The sequence below is a fragment of the Mycobacterium sp. NPDC050551 genome (assembly GCF_040674075.1).
Taxonomy (GTDB): Bacteria; Actinomycetota; Actinomycetes; order Mycobacteriales; family Mycobacteriaceae; genus Mycobacterium.
Genome location: NZ_JBFARC010000001.1, coordinates 1,255,435 through 1,274,234, shown reverse-complemented (window position 1 = coordinate 1,274,234; position 18,800 = coordinate 1,255,435). Strand labels below are relative to the sequence as shown.

Annotated in this window: 22 protein-coding genes; 16 read left to right on the top strand and 6 right to left on the bottom strand. The window is 70.8% G+C overall.

Annotated features, from left to right (window positions below):
* Nucleotides 1-24: 24 nt before the first annotated feature.
* Genes hemL through AB0K11_RS06140 form a run of 7 tightly spaced genes read left to right on the top strand, consistent with a single transcriptional unit; the run spans nt 25 to nt 7,170 of the window.
* Nucleotides 25-1,338: a glutamate-1-semialdehyde 2,1-aminomutase gene (gene hemL, locus AB0K11_RS06170; protein WP_364973379.1), complete on the top strand. Its 1,314-nt coding sequence runs from the start codon at nt 25-27 to the stop codon at nt 1,336-1,338.
* The gene (locus tag AB0K11_RS06165; RefSeq protein WP_364973376.1) at nt 1,335-1,946 is read left to right on the top strand and encodes a histidine phosphatase family protein; all 612 of its coding nucleotides are present in this window, start codon (nt 1,335-1,337) and stop codon (nt 1,944-1,946) included. Before hemL ends, AB0K11_RS06165 begins: the two co-directional genes overlap by 4 nt.
* Complete coding sequence (locus AB0K11_RS06160) at nt 1,943-2,551, top strand: TlpA disulfide reductase family protein (RefSeq protein WP_364973374.1); 609 nt, start codon at nt 1,943-1,945, stop codon at nt 2,549-2,551. Before AB0K11_RS06165 ends, AB0K11_RS06160 begins: the two co-directional genes overlap by 4 nt.
* Nucleotides 2,548-3,330, top strand: coding sequence for a cytochrome c biogenesis CcdA family protein (locus AB0K11_RS06155; protein WP_364973372.1), 783 nt, complete (start codon nt 2,548-2,550; stop codon nt 3,328-3,330). Before AB0K11_RS06160 ends, AB0K11_RS06155 begins: the two co-directional genes overlap by 4 nt.
* The gene (locus AB0K11_RS06150) at nt 3,327-4,922 is read left to right on the top strand and encodes a cytochrome c biogenesis protein ResB (RefSeq protein WP_364973369.1); all 1,596 of its coding nucleotides are present in this window, start codon (nt 3,327-3,329) and stop codon (nt 4,920-4,922) included. The genes AB0K11_RS06155 and AB0K11_RS06150 overlap by 4 nt, the downstream gene beginning before the upstream one ends.
* Complete coding sequence (gene ccsB / locus AB0K11_RS06145; protein WP_364973367.1) at nt 4,919-5,920, top strand: c-type cytochrome biogenesis protein CcsB; 1,002 nt, start codon at nt 4,919-4,921, stop codon at nt 5,918-5,920. Before AB0K11_RS06150 ends, ccsB begins: the two co-directional genes overlap by 4 nt.
* Before the next feature lie 2 nt (nt 5,921-5,922).
* Nucleotides 5,923-7,170 (top strand): MinD/ParA family protein, encoded by a 1,248-nt coding sequence (locus tag AB0K11_RS06140; RefSeq protein ID WP_364973364.1) that lies wholly within the window; start codon nt 5,923-5,925, stop codon nt 7,168-7,170.
* 3 nt (nt 7,171-7,173) lie between these two features.
* On the opposite strand, the gene AB0K11_RS06135 is transcribed toward AB0K11_RS06140, so the two are convergent.
* A complete protein-coding gene (locus AB0K11_RS06135) occupies nt 7,174-7,335 on the bottom strand; it encodes a hypothetical protein (RefSeq protein WP_364973361.1) in 162 nt (53 codons plus the stop codon).
* Nucleotides 7,336-7,383: 48 nt separating this feature from the next.
* Between AB0K11_RS06135 and AB0K11_RS06130 the strand changes: the two genes are divergently transcribed.
* The 3 genes from AB0K11_RS06130 to AB0K11_RS06120 all read left to right on the top strand — a co-directional run bounded on the left by AB0K11_RS06130 (nt 7,384) and on the right by AB0K11_RS06120 (nt 9,206).
* A complete protein-coding gene (locus AB0K11_RS06130; RefSeq protein WP_364973359.1) occupies nt 7,384-7,698 on the top strand; it encodes a DUF4229 domain-containing protein in 315 nt (104 codons plus the stop codon).
* Nucleotides 7,695-8,744 carry an aminotransferase class V-fold PLP-dependent enzyme gene (locus AB0K11_RS06125; protein ID WP_364973357.1) on the top strand — a complete coding sequence of 350 codons (1,050 nt, stop codon included), beginning with the start codon at nt 7,695-7,697 and terminating at the stop codon, nt 8,742-8,744. Before AB0K11_RS06130 ends, AB0K11_RS06125 begins: the two co-directional genes overlap by 4 nt.
* A 78-nt stretch (nt 8,745-8,822) precedes the next feature.
* Entirely contained in the window at nt 8,823-9,206 is a 384-nt protein-coding gene (locus tag AB0K11_RS06120; RefSeq protein WP_364973355.1) for a response regulator, read from the top strand.
* Here AB0K11_RS06120 and AB0K11_RS06115 read toward each other — a convergent pair.
* Nucleotides 9,184-9,837 carry a response regulator transcription factor gene (locus AB0K11_RS06115; protein ID WP_364973352.1) on the bottom strand — a complete coding sequence of 218 codons (654 nt, stop codon included), beginning with the start codon at nt 9,835-9,837 and terminating at the stop codon, nt 9,184-9,186. The genes AB0K11_RS06120 and AB0K11_RS06115 overlap by 23 nt on opposite strands.
* A 134-nt stretch (nt 9,838-9,971) precedes the next feature.
* Here AB0K11_RS06115 and AB0K11_RS06110 point away from each other — a divergent pair, with 134 nt between their 5' ends.
* Complete coding sequence (locus AB0K11_RS06110) at nt 9,972-10,226, top strand: hypothetical protein (protein WP_364973350.1); 255 nt, start codon at nt 9,972-9,974, stop codon at nt 10,224-10,226.
* A gap of 5 nt (nt 10,227-10,231) precedes the next feature.
* On the opposite strand, the gene AB0K11_RS06105 is transcribed toward AB0K11_RS06110, so the two are convergent.
* Complete coding sequence (locus tag AB0K11_RS06105) at nt 10,232-11,104, bottom strand: 1,4-dihydroxy-2-naphthoate polyprenyltransferase (protein WP_364973348.1); 873 nt, start codon at nt 11,102-11,104, stop codon at nt 10,232-10,234.
* Between the two features lie 45 nt (nt 11,105-11,149).
* Here AB0K11_RS06105 and AB0K11_RS06100 point away from each other — a divergent pair, with 45 nt between their 5' ends.
* From AB0K11_RS06100 to AB0K11_RS06085, 4 genes are read left to right on the top strand one after another with little or no spacing between them, the layout of a single operon-like run.
* Nucleotides 11,150-11,743 (top strand): hypothetical protein, encoded by a 594-nt coding sequence (locus AB0K11_RS06100; protein WP_364973346.1) that lies wholly within the window; start codon nt 11,150-11,152, stop codon nt 11,741-11,743.
* Between the two features lie 14 nt (nt 11,744-11,757).
* Nucleotides 11,758-12,534 (top strand): S-methyl-5'-thioadenosine phosphorylase, encoded by a 777-nt coding sequence (locus tag AB0K11_RS06095; protein WP_364973344.1) that lies wholly within the window; start codon nt 11,758-11,760, stop codon nt 12,532-12,534.
* Entirely contained in the window at nt 12,531-13,562 is a 1,032-nt protein-coding gene (locus tag AB0K11_RS06090; RefSeq protein ID WP_364973342.1) for an NAD-dependent epimerase/dehydratase family protein, read from the top strand. Before AB0K11_RS06095 ends, AB0K11_RS06090 begins: the two co-directional genes overlap by 4 nt.
* A 1-nt stretch (nt 13,563) precedes the next feature.
* Nucleotides 13,564-14,379 (top strand): alpha/beta hydrolase, encoded by an 816-nt coding sequence (locus tag AB0K11_RS06085; RefSeq protein ID WP_364973340.1) that lies wholly within the window; start codon nt 13,564-13,566, stop codon nt 14,377-14,379.
* Here AB0K11_RS06085 and AB0K11_RS06080 read toward each other — a convergent pair.
* On the bottom strand, nt 14,376-15,740 hold the full coding sequence (locus tag AB0K11_RS06080) for a DUF222 domain-containing protein (protein ID WP_364973338.1): 1,365 nt from the start codon (nt 15,738-15,740) through the stop codon (nt 14,376-14,378). The two genes, AB0K11_RS06085 and AB0K11_RS06080, sit on opposite strands and share 4 nt — an antisense overlap.
* Before the next feature lie 190 nt (nt 15,741-15,930).
* Between AB0K11_RS06080 and AB0K11_RS06075 the strand changes: the two genes are divergently transcribed.
* Nucleotides 15,931-17,058 (top strand): nitronate monooxygenase, encoded by a 1,128-nt coding sequence (locus AB0K11_RS06075; RefSeq protein ID WP_364973336.1) that lies wholly within the window; start codon nt 15,931-15,933, stop codon nt 17,056-17,058.
* Nucleotide 17,059: 1 nt separating this feature from the next.
* On the opposite strand, the gene AB0K11_RS06070 is transcribed toward AB0K11_RS06075, so the two are convergent.
* Nucleotides 17,060-18,082, bottom strand: a complete 1,023-nt coding sequence (locus tag AB0K11_RS06070) for a HAMP domain-containing sensor histidine kinase (RefSeq protein ID WP_364973334.1) — start codon at nt 18,080-18,082, stop codon at nt 17,060-17,062.
* A complete protein-coding gene (locus tag AB0K11_RS06065) occupies nt 18,069-18,767 on the bottom strand; it encodes a response regulator transcription factor (protein WP_364973332.1) in 699 nt (232 codons plus the stop codon). Before AB0K11_RS06065 ends, AB0K11_RS06070 begins: the two co-directional genes overlap by 14 nt.
* Nucleotides 18,768-18,800 lie beyond the last annotated feature (33 nt).

The following is an 18,800-nucleotide window of genomic DNA, read 5'->3' as shown; positions in this document are numbered from 1 at the left end:
GGGGCGACTGGGACACTGGTGGACATGCATGCGTCGGCCGGGACCGAGATTTCGGCGAAACTCTTTGCCGAGGCGTCGGCGGTCATCCCCGGCGGGGTCAACTCCCCGGTCCGGGCGTTCAACGCGGTCGGCGGCACCCCGCGGTTCATCACCTCGGCCAACGGCTACTGGCTGACCGACGCCGACGGCAACCGGTACGTCGACCTGGTGTGTTCGTGGGGGCCGATGATCCTCGGCCACGCCCACCCCGCCGTCGTCGACGCTGTGCAGCGGGTGGTGGCCGACGGCCTGTCCTTCGGCGCCCCGACGCCGTCGGAGACCCAGCTCGCCGCGGAGATCGTCGACCGCGTCGCACCCGTCGAACGGTTGCGGATGGTCAACTCCGGCACCGAGGCCACGATGAGCGCGATCCGGTTGGCCCGCGGTTTCACCGGCCGCCCCAAGATCGTCAAGTTCTCCGGCTGCTACCACGGGCACAGCGACGCGCTGCTGGCCGACGCGGGTTCGGGGGTGGCCACGCTCGGCCTGCCGTCCTCACCGGGTGTCACCGGAGCGGCCGCCGCGGACACCATGGTGCTGCCGTACAACAACGTCGCCGCCGTCGAGGAGGTGTTCGCCCGCTTCGGTGAGGAGATCGCCTGCGTCATCACCGAGGCCAGTCCCGGCAACATGGGCGCGGTGCCGCCGCTGCCCGGGTACAACGCGGCGCTGCGCCGCCTCACCGCCGAGCACGGCGCGCTGCTGGTGATGGACGAGGTGATGACGGGCTTCCGGGTCAGCCGCTCGGGGTGGTACGGCATCGATCCCGTCGACGCCGACCTGTTCACGTTCGGCAAGGTGATGAGCGGCGGGCTGCCCGCGGCGGCGTTCGGTGGCCGCGCCGAGGTGATGGAGCGGCTGGCGCCCCTCGGCCCGGTGTATCAGGCGGGCACGCTGTCGGGTAACCCGGTGGCGATGGCCGCCGGGCTGGCCACGCTGCGCGCCGCCGACGACGGGGTGTACGCGGCACTGGATGCCAACGCCGACCGGCTGGCCGGCCTGCTCACCGGGGCGCTGTCGGATGCCGGTGTGGCACACCGGGTTCAGCGAGGCGGGAACATGCTGTCGGTGTTCTTCACCGACGAGGAGGTCGGCGACTTCTCCGCCGCGCGCGCCGCCGAAACCTGGCGCTTCCCACCGTTCTTCCACGCGCTGCTCGACGCGGGGATCTATCCGCCGCCGAGCGCGTTCGAGGCGTGGTTCGTCTCCGCCGTTCTCGACGACGACGCCTTCGACCGCATCGCCGCCGCCCTGCCCGGTGCCGCCCGCGCCGCCGCTGAAGCGACGCAGCCCGCATGACCGCCGAGAAGACGATCGTGCACGTGATGCGGCACGGCGAGGTGCACAACCCCGAGGGCGTCCTGTACGGCCGCCTGCCCGACTACCACCTGTCCGAGCGCGGTCGCGCGCAGGCACAGCGGGTGGCGGACTGGCTGGCCGAGCGCGACATCGTCTACGTGGTGGCGTCCCCGCTCGAACGCGCCCAGGAGACCGCCGGGCCGATCGCCGCGGCGCACGGCCTGTCCATCGACACCGACGACGAGCTGATCGAATCGCTCAACGTCTTCCAGGGTGAGCGGGTCTCACCGGGCGACGGCGCCCTGCGCGATCCCCGCAACTGGTGGCACCTGCGCAACCCGCGCGTGCCGTCCTGGGGTGAGCCGTACACCGAGATCGCCGCACGGATGACCGGTGCGCTGCACCGCGCCCGCGACAAGGGCAGGGGTCACGAGGCGGTGTGCGTCAGCCACCAGCTCCCCGTCGAGACGCTCCGGCGCGCCATCACCGGAAAACCGTTGCACCACTTCCCGACCCGCCGGTTGTGCAACCTCGCGTCCCTGACGTCCTTCTACTTCCATGGTGACGAGTACGTCGGCTGGGGTTACGCGGAGCTGGCCGGGCAGTGACACGGCTGGTGGTCCTGCTGGTGAGCGCGGTGATCGTGCTCGCCGGCTGTTCCACCGGTGACGACGCCGTCGCCCAGGGCGGCACCTTCGAGTTCGTCGCACCGGGCGGCAAGACCGACATCACCTACGACCCGCCGGACAGTCGCGGCCGCCCGGGGCCGCTGTCGGGTCCCGACCTCCTCGACCCGGACCGGACCATCTCCCTCGACGACTTCGCGGGCGACGTGGTGGTCATCAATGTGTGGGGTCAGTGGTGCGGCCCGTGCCGCACCGAGATCGGCCAGCTGCAGCAGGTCTACGACGCCACCCGGGCGCGGGATGTCGCGTTCCTCGGCATCGACGTGCGCGACAACAACCGGCAGGCCGCGGTCGACTTCGTCACCGACCGCAGGATCACGTTCCCGTCGATCTACGACCCGCCGATGCGCACCATGATCGCCTTCGGCGGGCGGTACCCGACGACGGTCATCCCGTCGACCGTGGTGCTGGACCGCGAGCACCGGGTGGCCGCGGTGTTCCTGCGCGAACTGCTGGCCGAGGACCTGATGCCGGTGGTCGAACGGCTGGCCGCGGAGAGCCCGAAGGCGTCGGGATCCCAGCCGTGACCGGCTTCGCCGAACTCGCCGCCGCAGGACCGGTCCTGCTGGCGCTGGGTGCGTGCGTGCTGGCCGGCCTGGTGTCGTTCGCGTCGCCCTGCGTGGTGCCGCTGGTGCCCGGCTACCTGTCCTACCTGGCGGCCGTCGTCGGGGTCGACGAGCCCGCCGGTGAGGCGGGCACGCAGGTGGCGGTGCGCACGGCGCGGCTGCGGGTGGCCGGCGCTGCGGCGCTGTTCGTCGCCGGGTTCACCGTCGTGTTCCTGCTCGGGACGGTGGCCGTGCTCGGCATGACCACCACACTCATCACCAATCAGCTTCTGCTGCAACGCCTCGGCGGGGTGGTGACGATCCTGATGGGGCTGGTGTTCATCGGCCTGGTGCCGGCGTTGCAACGCCAGGTGCGCTTCACCCCTCGCCAGCTGTCGACCGTCGCCGGTGCGCCGCTGCTCGGCGCGGTGTTCGCACTCGGCTGGACCCCCTGTCTGGGGCCGACGCTCACCGGTGTGATCACCGTGGCCTCGGCGACCGACGGCGCCAACGTCGCGCGTGGCGTGGTGCTCGTGCTGGCCTACTGCCTCGGGTTGGGAATCCCGTTCGTGCTGTTGGCCTTCGGCTCGGCGCGGGCGGTCTCCGGCCTGGGCTGGTTGCGCAGGCACACCCGCGCCATCCAGGTGTTCGGCGGCGTCCTGCTGGTGATCGTCGGCGCTGCGCTGGTGACCGGCTTGTGGAGCGACTTCGTCTCCTGGGTGCGCGACGCCTTCGTCAGCGACGTCAGGCTGCCGATATGAGGCGCGGCTGGGCGCTGATCCGCAACACCTGGCGGACGCTGACGTCGATGGGCACCGCGCTGGTGCTGCTGTTCCTGTTGGCGCTGGCCGCGATTCCCGGCGCGCTCCTGCCTCAGCGCAGCCTCAACGAGTCGAAGGTCGCCGAGTACATCGCCGACCGCCCCACGCTGGGCCCGCTGCTGGACCGGCTGCAGGCCTTCGACGTCTTCTCCAGCTTCTGGTTCACCGCGATCTACGCCCTGCTCTTCATCTCCCTCGTCGGCTGCCTGACACCGCGACTGTTCGAGCACATCCGCAGCCTGCGCGCGGTGCCGGTGCCCGCGCCACGCAACCTGAGCCGGCTGCCGAAGCACCACACCGGCGAGGTCCCGGGCGATCCGCAGGCGGTGGCTGCGGCCGTGTCGGGCCGGTTGCGCGGCTGGCGGCAGGTCACCCGCACCGAGGGCGCGTCGACCGAGATATCGGCCGAGAAGGGCTATCTGCGCGAATTCGGCAACATCGTCTTCCACTTCTCGCTGCTCGGCCTGCTGGTGGCGATCGCCGCGGGCAAGCTGTTCGGCTACGAGGGCAACGTGATCGTGATCGCCGACGGCGGACCCGGATTCTGCTCGGCCTCACCCGCGGCGTTCGACTCGTTCCGGGCGGGAAACACCGTCGACGGCACCTCGCTGCATCCGATCTGCTTGCGCGTCAACGAGTTCGACGCGGAGTACCTGCCCACCGGGCAGGCCACCTCGTTCGCCGCGGACATCGAGTACCAGGCCGGGCAGGACCTCGCCGACGACGTCTGGCAGCCCTACCGGTTGCGGGTCAACCACCCGCTGCGCGTCGGCGGGGACCGGGTGTACCTGCAGGGCCACGGCTACGCGCCGACCTTCACCGTCACGTTCCCCGACGGCCAGAGCCGAACCCAGACCGTGCAGTGGCGGCCCGACAACCAGATCACCTTCCTGTCCTCGGGGGTGATGCGCTTCGATCCGCCCGCGGGCACCTACCCGGACCCCGACCGGCGCCGCGAGCAGCAGATCGCGATCCAGGGCCTGTTCGCCCCGACCCAGCAGCTCGACGGCACGCTGCTGTCGTCGAGCTTCCCCGCGCTCAACGATCCTGGCGTGGCGATCGACGTCTACCGCGGCGACACCGGTCTGGACACCGGCCGGCCGCAGAATTTGTTCACCCTCGACGAGCGGCTCATCGGTCAGGGCCGGCTGAGCAGGGTGGCGCGCGTCAACCTGAGTGAGGGCGCCGAGACCCGCCTCGACGACGGCACCGTCGTCCGCTTCGACGGTGCGGTGCCCTTCGTCAACGTGCAGGTGTCGCACGATCCGGCGCAGGTGTGGGTGCTGGTGTTCGCCATGACGATGATGGCCGGGTTGTTGGTGTCGTTGGTCGTCCGCCGCAGGCGGATCTGGGTTCGGATCGAACCCGCTGCGCCGGGTACGGTGAGCGTCGAGCTGGGTGGGCTGGCCCGCACCGACAACTCCGGCTGGGGCGAGGAGTTCGAGCGGTTGGTGTCGCGGCTGCTGGCCGCTCACGCGAGTGACGAGGTGCGTGCCGATGCGGCCGCGCGCTCAGGAGAGAAGGTCACATGAACGGGCAGGTCGACATCGGGCTCGCGCGGTACTCCGATTGGGCGTTCACGTCGTCGGTGGTGGTGCTGGTGGTCGGGCTGTTGCTGCTCGCCGTCGAACTCGCGTACAGCCGCAGCCGCAAGGTCGAGCAACGCGAATTGGTCGGAGCCGCCCCGGCGGCGACATCCAACCGGCGAGCCGCCGTCGGCGCCGACAGCGCCACGCCCGGCGTCGTCGCCGACGTGCCGAAGCGCCCGGTCGACGAACGCATCGGCGCGGCAGGCCTGTCGCTGACCTATGTCGGCATCGCGCTGCTGCTGGCGTGCATCGTGCTGCGCGGGCTGTCCACCTCGCGGGTGCCGTGGGGCAACATGTACGAGTTCATCAACCTCACCTGCCTGTGCGGTCTGGTGGCCGCCGCAGTGGTGCTGCGTAAACCGCAGTACCGCGCGCTGTGGGTGTTCGTGCTCGTGCCCGTGCTGATCCTGCTCACGGTGTCGGGTCGCTGGCTGTACTCGCACGCCGCACCGGTGATGCCCGCCCTGCAGTCCTACTGGCTGCCGATCCACGTGTCGGTGGTCAGTCTGGGCTCCGGGGTGTTCCTCGTCGCCGGTGTGGCCAGCATCCTGTTCCTGGTCAAGATGTCGCGGCTGGGCACGCCCACCGCCGACGGCCCGTGGGCGCGCATCGTCAACCGGCTGCCGGACGCGCAGACCCTCGACCGGATCGCCTACCGCACCACGATCTTCGCGTTCCCGGTGTTCGGGTTCGGGGTGATCTTCGGGGCGATCTGGGCTGAGGAGGCGTGGGGCAGGTACTGGGGCTGGGACCCCAAGGAGACCGTGTCGTTCATCGCCTGGGTGATCTACGCCGCCTATCTGCATGCCCGTTCGACCGCGGGCTGGCGCGACCGCAAGGCCGCCTGGATCAACGTCGCCGGCTTCGTGGCGATGGTGTTCAACCTGTTCTTCATCAACCTCGTCACCGTCGGACTGCACTCCTACGCCGGGGTGGGCTGAGAGTGGCCGACCAATCGTCCGGTTTTCGCGCACAGCGGCGGTTCAGCGATCCGGCGGCCGGGGGTGCGTACACCGAGACACCACCGCCGGAGTGGACGGCGCCGACACCGCCGAACGGCCTGCCTGTCGCCGAGATCCGGGCGGCTGCCACGGAGGCTCCGCCGACCCCTGCGCCTGTGCTCCCGCCGCCCGTACAGACCCCGGCTCCGGTGATCCCGCCACCCGTCGCCGCGCCCGTCGCGGTTCCGCCGCCCCTGCCGCCGGTGCCCGCCGCAGCGCCCCTTCCGCCGCTGCCCCCCGACGCACCGCAGCCGCATCTGGACCTCTCGGCTGTCGCACTCCTGGGCCGGCCCAAGCGGGCGCCGTCGCACGGTTGGCGCAAATGGCTCTACCTGGCGTCGTTCAAGCTGATCAACGTGGGGGAGAGCCCCAAGGCCACGCACCGCGACAGCCTGCTCGCCCAGGTCCGGCAGCCGCTGCACGGGTGCTACCGCATCGCGCTGCTGTCGCTCAAGGGCGGCGTCGGCAAGACGACCATCACCGCCACCCTCGGCGCGACGTTCGCGTCCATCCGCGGTGACCGGGTGGTGGCGGTCGACGCCAACCCCGACCGCGGCACGCTGAGCGAGAAGGTGCCGCTGGAGACGCCGGCCACCGTCCGGCATCTGCTGCGCGATGCCGAGGGCATCGAGCGGTACAGCGACGTGCGCGCCTACACGTCGCAGGGTCCGAGTCGGCTGGAGGTGCTGGCGTCGGAGAGCGACCCGGCCGTCTCGGAGGCGTTCAGCTCCGACGACTACTCCCGCACGCTCGAGGTGCTCGAGCGGTTCTACAGCCTGGTGCTCACCGACTGCGGCACCGGCCTGATGCATTCGGCGATGTCGGCGGTGCTGTCCAAGGCCGACGTGCTGGTGGTCATCAGTTCGGGTTCGGTCGACGGCGCCCGCAGCGCGTCGGCGACCCTGGACTGGCTCGACGCCCACGGCCACGAGGACCTGGTGAAGAATTCGATCGCCGTCGTCAACGCGGTGCGGCCGCGCTCGGGCAAGGTGGACATGCAGAAGGTGGTCGATCACTTCGGGCGGCGCTGCCGCGCGGTGCGGCTGGTGCCGTTCGACCCGCATCTGGAAGAGGGCGCCGAGATCGACCTGGATCGGCTCAAGCCCGCGACGCGCGAGGCACTGATCGATCTGGCGGCGGTGGTGGCCGACGGGTTCCCCGGCGTATCGCGCACCGGCAACCCGGCCTGACCGCTACGGACGGGGGTTGTCGCCGTCCCGCAGCCGCCGCAGGAAATCCGGGTCGTCGTCCGGCCCGATCACACGTGGACGCGGCCGGCTCGCGCTCGCCCGGGTGAGCCGCCAACCGACGTAGACCAGGCCTGCCAGGACGAGCAACAGGATGAGATACGCCACCAAAACCTCCTGCTACCGAATATACGCGTCGTCGGTAGGCTCGTGACCGTGTCAGAAGACCGGCCCACAGCACGCCTCATGGTCGACGTGGCGCTCTACACAGTGGCGCGCCTGGTCCTGGTGGCGGTGCTCGCCGTGGCCATTTTCCTCACCGGCAGGCTGCTGGGGATCGAGCAGTTCCCCATCGTCGTGGCGATCCTCTTCGCGATCGTGATCGCACTGCCGCTGGGCATCTGGGTGTTGTCGCCGCTGCGCCGTCGTGCCACCGCGAGCATCGCCATCGTCGACGAACGCCGTCGCCGCGACCGCGAGCAGTTGCAGGCCCGGCTGCGGGGAGATGACCACACATCTGATCCGTCGTGACGTCCCGCGAGGCGTTCGGGGCCGAATTCCTCGGTGCCGAAGGGTTTCTCAACTCTCCGACCTACGGTCTGCCGCCGCGGTTCCTCGCCGACGCGCTCGATTCCTGTCTGCGGCAGTGGCAGGCCGGGACGATGGAGCCGGTCGCGTTCGACGACCCGGTGACCGCCGGGCGGGCCGGATACGCGGCGCTGGTCGGAGTGCCCGTCGAGTCGGTGGCGCTGGCCGGGTCGGCGTCCGCGGCGCTGGGCCTGGTGGCCGCCGCGATCCCCGACGGCGCCGCCGTCGCCACGCTGGCCGGTGAGTTCACCAGCACCACATTCCCGTTCGCCGCGCAGGCAGGCCGCGGCGTCACCGTCACCGAACTGTCACAACCTGAGCTGCTGGCCCGCGCCGCCGAATTCGACGTGGTGACCGTCAGCATCGTGCAGTCCGCCGACGGCGCCGTGCTCGACGCCGACGCACTGCGGTCGGCGGTCGCAGGCGCCTCGACGCTCACCGTCGTCGACGTCACCCAGGCCGCCGGCTGGAAGCGTCTCGATCTCGGCTGGGCCGACGTCACGGTCGCCGCGGTGTACAAGTGGCTGTTGGCGCCGCGCGGGACGGCGTGGATGTCGTTGAGTCACAGGATCGCCGGAGTCATGACCCCGCACGCCGCGAACTGGTACGCCGGCACACAGCCGTGGCAGTCGATCTACGGTCTGCCGCTGCGGCTCGCCGACGACGCACGGCGCTTCGACACCTCGCCCGCATGGTTCGGGGTGCTCGGTTCGGGGCTGACGCTGCCGTGGCTGGCATCGCTGGACCCGGTCGCGGTCGAGGCGCACACCGTCGGTCTGGCCTCCCGGCTGCGCACCGAACTCGGTCTGCCGGTGTCGGACTCGGCGATCGTGTCCATCCCGGTCGAAGGCCCGGTGACGTCGGCCACCGACCGGTTGCGGCACGCGGGCATCCGGGCATCCGTTCGCGCCGGCGCCGTGCGGGTCGGCTTCCATCTGTACAACACCGACGACGACCTCGATCGGCTGCTCGACGCGCTCGGTGTTTGACCTTTCCGGCTAGCGGTAATGCGCCCGCCGACGTGCTCTGCGACGCTGGCGTGATGAGGAGTTCGAGGGGGGTGTGCGGTGCGCTGCCTGATCGTCGACGACAGCGCTGACTTCCGCGGCGCCGCCCGCTCGATGCTCGAGCGCGGCGGTATCACCGTCGTGGCGTCGGCAGGCGACGGCGCGGAGGCGCTGCGGCTGTGCGGCGAGTTGCGGCCCGACCTCGCGCTGGTCGACGTTGACCTCGGTGGTGAGAGTGGCTTCGACGTCGCGGAGCAGTTGCGCGGCGCCGAGGTCGAACACCGCCCCGCGGTCATCCTCATCTCCACGTTCGCCGAGCAGGACCTCGCAGAACTCATCGCCGCCAGCCCGGCGGCCGGGTTCGTCTCGAAGATGGCGCTGTCGGCTGACGCGATCCGCGACGTGCTGGCCGGGGCAGGCCTCAGCGGGCCTCCAGGTAGGTGATCACCGCGCGGACGCGGCGGTGATCCTCGGGCGTCTCCTGCAGGTTCAGCTTCGTCAGGATGGCGCGGACGTGCTTCTCGACGGTGCCCTCGGTCACCCACAGCCGGCCCGCGATGCCGGAGTTGGAGCGGCCCTCGGCCATCAGCACCAGTACCTCGCGCTCGCGGGCACTCAGGGCGGCCAGTGGGTCGTCGCGCCTGCGCGCCGAGACGAGTTCCTGCACCAGCGCGGGGTCCACCACCGATGCGCCCCTGGCGACCCGTCCCACGGTGTCGACGAAGTCGTCGACATCGGTGATCCGGGTCTTCAGCAGGTAGCCGATCGCGTGGCCGCCGGCGAGCAGTTCGGTGGCGTGCTCCACCTCGACGTGTGCCGACAGCACCAGGATGCCGATGTCGGGCCACTCCTCGCGGATCACCCGGGCGGCGTCGAGACCCTCGGTGGTGTGGGTGGGTGGCATCCGGATGTCGACCACGACCAGGGCCGGTCGCGACTCCCGCACCATCGAGAGCAGTTCACCGGCGTCCCCGGCCCGGCCGACGACGTCGAACCCCGACCGGTCGAGCAGGCTGGCCAGTCCCTCTCTCAGCAGCACGTCGTCGTCGGCCACCACCACCCGAAGCGGGTCCATCGAAGTCCTCTCCTGGGTGCGCGGCGTCGCACCCGATGCATCATCTTGCCCCGCACACCGGTTTCTGGCCGCCATCGACCGGGCACCCGTAGGAACGCCGATCGACAACGACGCCCGACGAAGGAGTATCAGCGATGGCTGTTTGCGACACCTGCGGAAACGACTACGACAAGGCGTTCCAGGTCAGCTGGCCGGACGGCCGGACGGCGACCTTCGACAGCATCGAGTGCGCGGCCGTGCAGGTGGCGCCCGAGTGCCAACACTGCGGGTGCCGCATCCTCGGCCACGGTGTGGAAGCCGACGAGGGCATCTTCTGCTGCGCCCACTGTGCGCGGAAATCGAGCAACGCCGACATCAACGACCGGTACCCGGTGCCCGCGGGCGGCTGACCGGGCTACGGCGCGAGGGCCAGCGCGGCGGCCACCGTCACCGCCCACACCAGCATGGTCAGCCCGGTGTCGCGCAGCACCGGGATCAGGTCCCTGCCGTGCTGCCCGCCGCGCACCGGTCGCGCGGCGCGCAGCGCCAGCGGCGCCGCGAGCAGTCCGGCGGCGCACCACGGTGTCGCGGCGATCAGGGCCAGCGGGATCAGGAGTGCGACGGCGACGAGCGCTTGATACAGCACGCGGGTGCGCGCGTCGCCCAACCGCACCGCGAGCGTGATCTTGCCGGACTCGGAGTCGGTCGGGATGTCGCGCAGGTTGTTGGCGACCAGCACCGCCGACGACAGCGAGCCCATCGCCACCGCCAGCGCGACGCCGACCCAGTCGATGCGCAGCGCCTGGGTGTACTGCGTGCCCAGCACCGCCACCAGTCCGAAGAACACGAACACCGCGATCTCGCCGAGGCCGAGGTAGCCGTACGGTTTGCGGCCGCCCGTGTAGAGCCATGCCCCGGCGATGCACACCGCGCCGACGGCGATCAGCCACCAGGCACTCACCACCGCGAGCGCCAGTCCGGCGGCGGCGCCGACGGCGAGGCTGATCACCGCGGCGGTCAGCACCGCTCTGGGCGACGCCAGCTTCGCGCCGACCAGTCGCAGCGGTCCGGCCCGCACGTCGTCGGTGCCGCGGATGCCGTCGGAGTAGTCGTTGGCGTAGTTCACGCCGATGATCAGCGCCACCGCGACCAGGAGCGCCAGCAGCGCCCTCCACCACACCGCGGAGTCCAGCCAGGCGGCTGCGCCGGTGCCTGCGATCACCGGCGAGATCGCGTTGGGCAGGGTGCGCGGCCGGGCGCCCTCGATCCACTGCGCGATGCTGGCCACGCCCGTCAGTGTTTCACGCGACCCGCGAAGGGCTATGGAGCGGTGGTGAGCATCGGCGGCACCGCAGCGACAGTCATCGGCAACACCGTCTCGGCAGTGGCCGGCGGGTACGGCGGCCTGTTCGACGCCGACGCCCCGGTCCATCAGGCGCAGCTGAGCTTCGACGACGACGCGAAACTGCCCGGCGGCACCGAACTGCTGCGGCCGGGCCGGCGGGTCGACGCGCTGGTGCGCGTCGCGCCACAGAGCGACGACGAGGCGATCCGCACCGTATGCATCAAGCTGCCGGACGTCTACGGTCCCGGGCGCGATCAGGACTTCCTGCTCGCGTCGTCGATGGACGGGGTGCCGTTCCACCACGCCACGCTGCCCGCGGCCGGCGCCGGGGACCGCTTGTACTCGTCGCTGTGGCTCTACCTCGCGGGCCTGTCGCCGGTGCTGTTCGGTGCCCGGATGGACGGGGACTCGCCGGGGCAGCTGACGTTCCTGATGTGCGGGGTGCTCAGCCGGTTCCGGCGCGTCGGCACGCTGACGGTCAACGCCGGTGAGACCGCGGACGACGCGGACGCCGGATTCGCCGCCCGTAACAGTGGCGGCGGCATCCGCCCGCTTCCGCCGGTCCTCGCCTACCGGGGTTGACGCACAATGGGCCCATGCTCGGAGTGATCGGTGGCAGCGGCTTCTACTCGTTCTTCGGTTCCGATGCGCGCAGCATCAGCCTCGACACCCCCTACGGCGAACCATCCGCCCCGATCACGGTCGGCACGGTCGGCGACCACGAGGTGGCGTTTCTGCCGCGGCACGGCGTCAACCACGAGTTCTCCCCGCACACCGTGCCGTACCGGGCCAACATGTGGGCGTTGCGGGCACTCGGCGTGCGGCGCATCTTCGGTCCCTGTGCGGTTGGCAGCCTGACACCCGACCTGGGCCCCGGCGCGATGGTGGTGCCCGACCAGCTCGTCGACCGCACCAGCGGCCGTGCGGACACCTACTTCGACTCCGGCGGCATCCATGTCGAGTTCGCCGACCCGTACTGCCCTGAGCTGCGCGCGGCGGCCAAGGATCTGCCCGGGGTGGTCGACGGCGGCACCATGGTGGTGGTGCAGGGCCCGCGGTTCTCCACCAGGGCCGAGAGCCGGTGGTTCGCCGGTCAGGGCTTCACGCTGGTGAACATGACCGGCTACCCCGAGGCGGTGCTGGCCCGTGAACTCGAGATGTGTTACGCCGCAATTGCTCTGGTGACCGATCTGGACGCAGGCATCGAGACCGGTGCGGGAGTGAAGGCCGTCGACGTGTTCGCGGAGTTCGAACGGAACCTGGTGCCGTTCAAGAAGCTCGTCCACGAGGCGATCGACCAGGTCACCGTGGAGCGCACCTGCACCCACTGCCTGCCTCACGAGGGCGTCACCCTGCCGATCGAACTGCCGTGAAGGTGCTGCTGACCGGCGCCGCCGGCTTCATCGGCACCCGGGTGGCCGCCGCGCTGAGCGCCGCGGGCCACGAGGTCGTCGCTGTCGACGTGATGCTTCCGGCGGCCCACGGCTCGGGAGCCCGACCGCCCGCCGACTGCCGGGTGCTCGACATCCGCGACTCCGCTGCGCTGGCACCGCTGCTGCGCGGGGTGGACGTGGTGTGCCATCAGGCCGCCGTGGTCGGCGCCGGGGTGAACGCCGCCGACGCCCCGTCCTACGGCAGCCACAACGACTACGGCACCGCGGTGCTGCTGGCCGAGATGTTCGCCGCGGACTGTCAGCGGCTGGTGCTGGCGTCGTCGATGGTGGTCTACGGGCAGGGCCGCTTCGACTGCCCCGAACACGGCCCGGTCGATCCGTTGCCGCGCAGCCGCTCCGACCTCGACGCCGGGGTGTTCGAGCACCGCTGCCCGCTGGGCGGCGAGGAGTTGCAGTGGCGCCTGGTCGGTGAGGACGCGCCGCTGCGGCCACGCAGCCTGTACGCCGCCAGCAAGACCGCGCAGGAGCATTACGCACTGGCTTGGTCGGAGTCGACCGGCGGGGCCGTGGTGGCGCTGCGCTACCACAACGTCTACGGCCCCCACATGCCGCGCGACACACCGTATTCGGGGGTGGCGGCCATCTTCCGGTCCGGCCTCGAAGCGGGAGATGTGCCACGGGTTTTCGAAGACGGCGGTCAGATGCGCGACTTCATCCACGTCGATGACATCGCGGCCGCCAACCTCGCCGCCGTCGAGGGCGACGGGACGGGATTCGCGGCGTTCAACGTCTGCTCGGGCAAGCCGATCGCGATCCGCGAGGTTGCCGCGGAACTGTGCGAGGCCCGCGGCGCGCCGCCGCCGGTGGTCACCGGGCAGTACCGCAGCGGCGACGTCCGCCACATCGTCGCCGACCCGGCCCGCGCGGCCGAGGTGCTGGGCTTCCGGGCCGCGGTCGATCCGCGGGACGGCCTGCGCGAGTTCGCGTTCGCCCCGCTGCGGGACTGAGATGCGCTGGCTCCTGGTCGTCACGCTGGTGGTGTCAGGGGTCTCGGCGCTCGGCTGGTCCCAGCAACGCCGGCTGATCTACTTCCCGACGCCGGGCCCGGTGCCGTCGGCCGCGCTGGTGATGCCCGAGGGCCGCGATGTCGAGCTGGCCACGGCCGACGGAAAGACGCTCGGCGCCTGGTACTTTCCCGGCCGGATCGCAGGGCCCGCGGTGCTGGTGTGCAACGGAAACGGCGGTGACCGGTCCGGCCGCGCCGCCCTGGCGATAGCGCTGCACCGGATGGGTGTCGCGGTGCTGCTGTTCGACTATCGCGGCTACGGCGGCAACCCGGGACGGCCGACGGAGGCCGGCCTGGCCACCGATGCCCGGGCCGCGCTCGACTGGCTGGCGGGCCGCCCGGAGGTCGATCCGTCGCGCATCGCCTACTACGGCGAATCCCTCGGCGCCGCAGTGGCGCTCGGCCTCGCCGTCGAACGGCCACCGGCGGCGTTGATCCTGCGGTCGCCGTTCACGTCGCTGGCCGAGGCCGGTGCGGTGCACTACCCGTGGCTTCCGGTGCGGCGGTTGCTGATCGACTCCTACCCGTCGATCGACCGGATCGGCTCGCTGCGGGCGCCGCTGCTGATGGTCGCCGGTGACCGCGACGACGTCGTGCCGGAGACGATGAGCCAGCGGCTGTTCGACGCCGCGCCGGAGCCCAAGCGCTACCTCACCGTGCCCGGGGCGGGCCACAACGACATCGCCCTCCTCGACGGCGCGGTGATGACGGCCGCGATCGAGCAGTTCCTGACTTCCACGCCGGTGCTCGGGCGCTAAGCGGGTTCGGCGTCGTCGTCGCGTTCGGTGAGGTAGCGCCGGGGATGGTGGTAGTGATTGACGCGGGTTTGGCCGGTGTCGAGTGCTGCGGGTGGGATCCATTCAGTGCGGCCGGCCTTGCGGCGGGTGGTCCATTGGGTCTGTTCGATGAGGTTGTTGTCGGATGGGCAGGCCAGCGTCATGTCGGTGGTGTTCGTGAGTCCGCCGCGTTTCCAGTCCTGTCCGGCGTGGTGGACCTGGCAGTCGAACGCGTTGCGGGTGCAGCCAGGGCGGGTGCAGCCCTTGTCGCGGGCGAAAAGCGCCAACCGTTGCGCGGTGGAGGCGCAGCGCCTGGCGCGACCGAGGTGCAGCACCTCCTCGGTGTGGTCGTCGAAAACCGCCAGATAGTGCCGGGATCGGCCGGCCAGCCGAATGAGGTCTCTGATCGGCAGTCTGGTGCCGCCGGCGGTGTCGGCATATCCGGCCCCGGATTCGAGATCTTTGACGGTGGTGGTGGCCACGATGGTGGCCGGTAATCCGTTGACCTGACCCCCGGCTGCCGCGGCGTGCCGCAGCGCGGACTTCAGCGCGTCGTGGTGGCGTTGTTCCCGGGTGCGGGGATCGGGGTTGCCGGTGATGTCTTGTTCGATGACCTCGCCCGCACCCGGGTCCTCGGGGAGGTTCTGCCCGGGGGCGCCGTCCCGGGCGAGCACAACGTCGAGCATGGCGGCGGTTTCAGGGTCGAGTTCGCCGCGGATCGGGGTCATCCCGTCGCTGCGTTGCTTGCCCATCTTGAGAGTGCGCTTGGCCTGTTGCTTGTCGTGGTCGGGTTCGGCGCCGTCGGGATCGATGACCTCGACCAGGTGATCGGCGACCTTCTCGAGGTCCTCCGGGCACATGCGCTTGGCCCACTTCGCGAGGTCGCGGTCCGCCTCGGCACGGGCAGCGTCGTCCACCCAGCCGGGCAACTTACGGAAGAACTTCCTGATCACCTCGACATGGGAGAGGTCGATCGCCCCGGCGGCCAGCGCCGCTGCGGTGTGCTCCCACAGAGGAGCCTTCGGTTCGCCGGTGAACGACCACCGCGGGCCGAGCACCTCGGCGGCGTCGAGGCGTCTCTTTGTATCGGCGGTGTCGAGGTGCAACCGCTGGGCCAGAACGTCTTTCAGACTGGTCTTGCCGTACGCGTCGGGCTCGAAGCGTTCCCGCAGGTGAGCCAGGACCGTGTGATCGACGGCCGCATCCTGGCGGTGGGCGTACTGCCGACGCTCGTACACCGCCAGCAACTCCGTGGCGCTCAACACGTCGAGAGGTAGGGCGGCCAGGTTGGCACGCGCGGCATCCCACGCCTCCACCGCCGCCGCCATTTGCTCCCTGTCCATACTTCGAACACTAGTGCGAGGGTCTGACATATTCGCCCGTGATGTGACCTCGGGAACAGATGTGGCACAAGTGATTAGGGCTCTCCGGAGGCGGCCGCGAAGATCGCGAACGTGCATCGAGTGCGAGAATCCCGCCCGGAATTCGCCACCACCGCACGTTCGGCGCGACCGGGGGTCGATACTGGCCGGTGTGAAACTCGCGATCTGTGAACAGTTCGGCATCGACTTCCCGTTGTTCGCGTTCAGTCACTGCCGCGACGTCGTCGCCGCGGTCACCAACGCCGGCGGCTTCGGGGTGCTCGGCGCCACCGCGTACACCCCCGAACAACTCGATCGGGAACTCAGCTGGATCGACGACCACGTCGGCGGACGGCCCTACGGCGCCGACATCATCGTGCCCGCCAAGTTCGAGGGTAAGGGCGAGAACCTGTCGGCCGGCCAGCTGGCCGACCGGATTCCCGCCGAGACAAAGGATTTCGTCGCCCGGCTGCTCGCGGAGCACGACATCGAATCGGAGGAGCGGCCGCGGCTGGGCGGCTCGTCGCTGTCCGGCGACACCGGCCGCGACCTCCTCGACGTCGCGATGAGCCACCCGATCAAGTTGGTCGCCAACGCGCTCGGGGTGCCGCCGGATTACATGATCCAGGCGGCGGGGGAGCGCGGCATCCCGGTCGCGGCGCTGGTCGGGGCCCGCGAGCACGCGGTCAAGCAGGTGAACGCCGGCGTCGACCTGATCGTCGCTCAGGGCACCGAGGCGGGCGGACACTGCGGCGAGGTCTCGACGCTGGTGCTGGTGCCCGAGGTGCTCGAAGCCGTCGAGGCGACGGGCAAGCGGGTGCCGGTGCTCGCCGCGGGCGGCATCGTGACGGGCAGGCAGATGGCCGCCGCGGTCGCGATGGGCGCCGACGGGGCGTGGACCGGTTCGGTGTGGCTGACCACCGAGGAGGCCGAGACCGCGCCGCACACGCAGCAGAAGATGCTGGCCGCCTCGTCACGCGACACCGTCCGTTCGGCGGGCCGGACCGGAAAGCCGTCCCGCCAGTTGGTCTCCGACTGGACCGACGCGTGGCTGCCGCACGACGGCGGCGCAAGGCCGCTGCCGTTGCCGTTGCAGTCGATGCTCGTCGAGCCGGTGCTGCGGCGCATCGACGGGCTTGCCTCGCAGGGACATTCGGGCGCGCAGGCGTTGTCGACGTACTTCGTGGGGCAGGGCGTCGGCCTGATGAACAAGGTCAAGCCGGCCCGCGAAGTGGTGCGCGAATTCATCGAGGACTACCTGGCGGCGGCCGAACGACTCGGCGGCACCCTGCCCGACTGAGCTACTCGGCGAGCGGGAGCCGCACCTCGAACCGGGCACCGGTGTCGAGGTTGCGTGCCGACAGCGTGCCGCGGTGCGCCTGCACGAGGCCCGCGGCGATGGCCAGGCCGAGGCCGGAGCCACTGGGCAGCGACGAGTCCGCCCGTGGCACCCGGTCGTTGGAGCCGCGGTAGGCGACGTCGAACACCCGGGGCAGGTCGGCCTCGTCGATGCCGACGCCGGTGTCGTCGACGCGCGCCCACGCTCCGTTCTCGTCGGCACCCAGCGCCAGGTGCACGCGCCCACCCGCGGGGGTGTGCGCGATCGCGTTGGCCACCAGGTTCGACAGCACACGCACCAGTGCGCGGTCGCTGCCCAGCACCCGCACGGGCTGTTCGGGTAGCTCGGCCTGCAGCTGGACGCCTGCGCGTTCGGCGGCGATCCGGTGCGCCGCCAGCACGTCGTCGATCACCTCGTCGAGCGCCACCCGGTCGAGGGCGGGCTGCACGGCCCCTGCGTTGATCTTCGACATCTCGAACAGGTCGTCGACCATCTCGGAGAGCCGGATCGACTCCTGCTCGATCACCTTCGCGTGCGCCCGGATCTCGTCCTCGTCGACGAGGCCGTCGCCGATGGCCTCCGCCACTGCGCGGATGCCGGCCAGCGGGGTGCGCAGGTCGTGGCTGACGAAGGCGACCAGCCGGCGCCGGGAATGCTCGGCGGCCCGTTCGGACTCGCGGATCTCCTGTTCCCACACGGTGCGGCGAGCCTGATAGCGGGCCAGCATCACGGCGGCCGGAATGGTCACGATCGACACGATCACCAGCACCACGATCGTGCGTTCATACGACGGTGAATCCATCAGACCGCTGGCGCCCATGATGCCGGTGAACGTGGCCACCGTCGGCAGCAGGACGAGCGCCACCATGCTGGCGGCCAGCGACCACGACCGCGCCAGCCGGATGACCAGGGCGCCGACCAGGACAACCGGCAGCGAGCAGGCCAGCGCCCAGCCGGCGATCTCCCAGAGGTCAGGCGCCGGCATCGGCGCTCGGTTCACCGCTGCTCCACAGATAGCCGCGGCCCCACACGGTCTGCACGCGGTGCTGGTCGCCGAGCTTGGAGCGGAGCCGCTTGACGTGCACGGTGACGGTGGACAGGTCGCCGAAGTCCCAGTGCCACACCTGCTTCAGCAATTCTTCGCGGGTGAACACCGTGTCGGTGTGGGTGATGAAGAACAGCAGCAGGTCGAACTCGCGGTTGGTCAGACTCACCGGGATCCCGTTGACGGTGACCGACCGGGACGCAGCCGAGACCGTGAGGTCGCCCACCGTCAGGTCGACGGGAGACGCGCCAACCGGCGCAGGGGCGCGGCGCAGCACCGAGCGCACGCGCAGCGCGAGTTCCCGCGGGCTGAACGGTTTGGTCAGGTAGTCGTCGGCGCCCGCCTCGAGGCCGGCGATGCGGTCGTCCTCCTCGCCGAGGGCGGTCAGCAGGATCACCGGCACCGCGTGGTCGCCGCGCTGACGCAGCGTGCGGCACAACGTGAGACCGTCCGGGCCGGGCATCATCACGTCGAGCACCGCGACGTCGATGCGCTGTGTGCCGAGGAGCCGGAGCGCCTCGTTTCCGTCGTGGGCGATCGAGACGTCGAGGCCGTCCCGCTCCAGGTACCGGCGCACGACGTCGCGCACGACGTTGTCGTCGTCGGCGATCAGTACGCGCGTCATCTCTCCGAGGTTAGCCGTTCATGGCCGCTACCT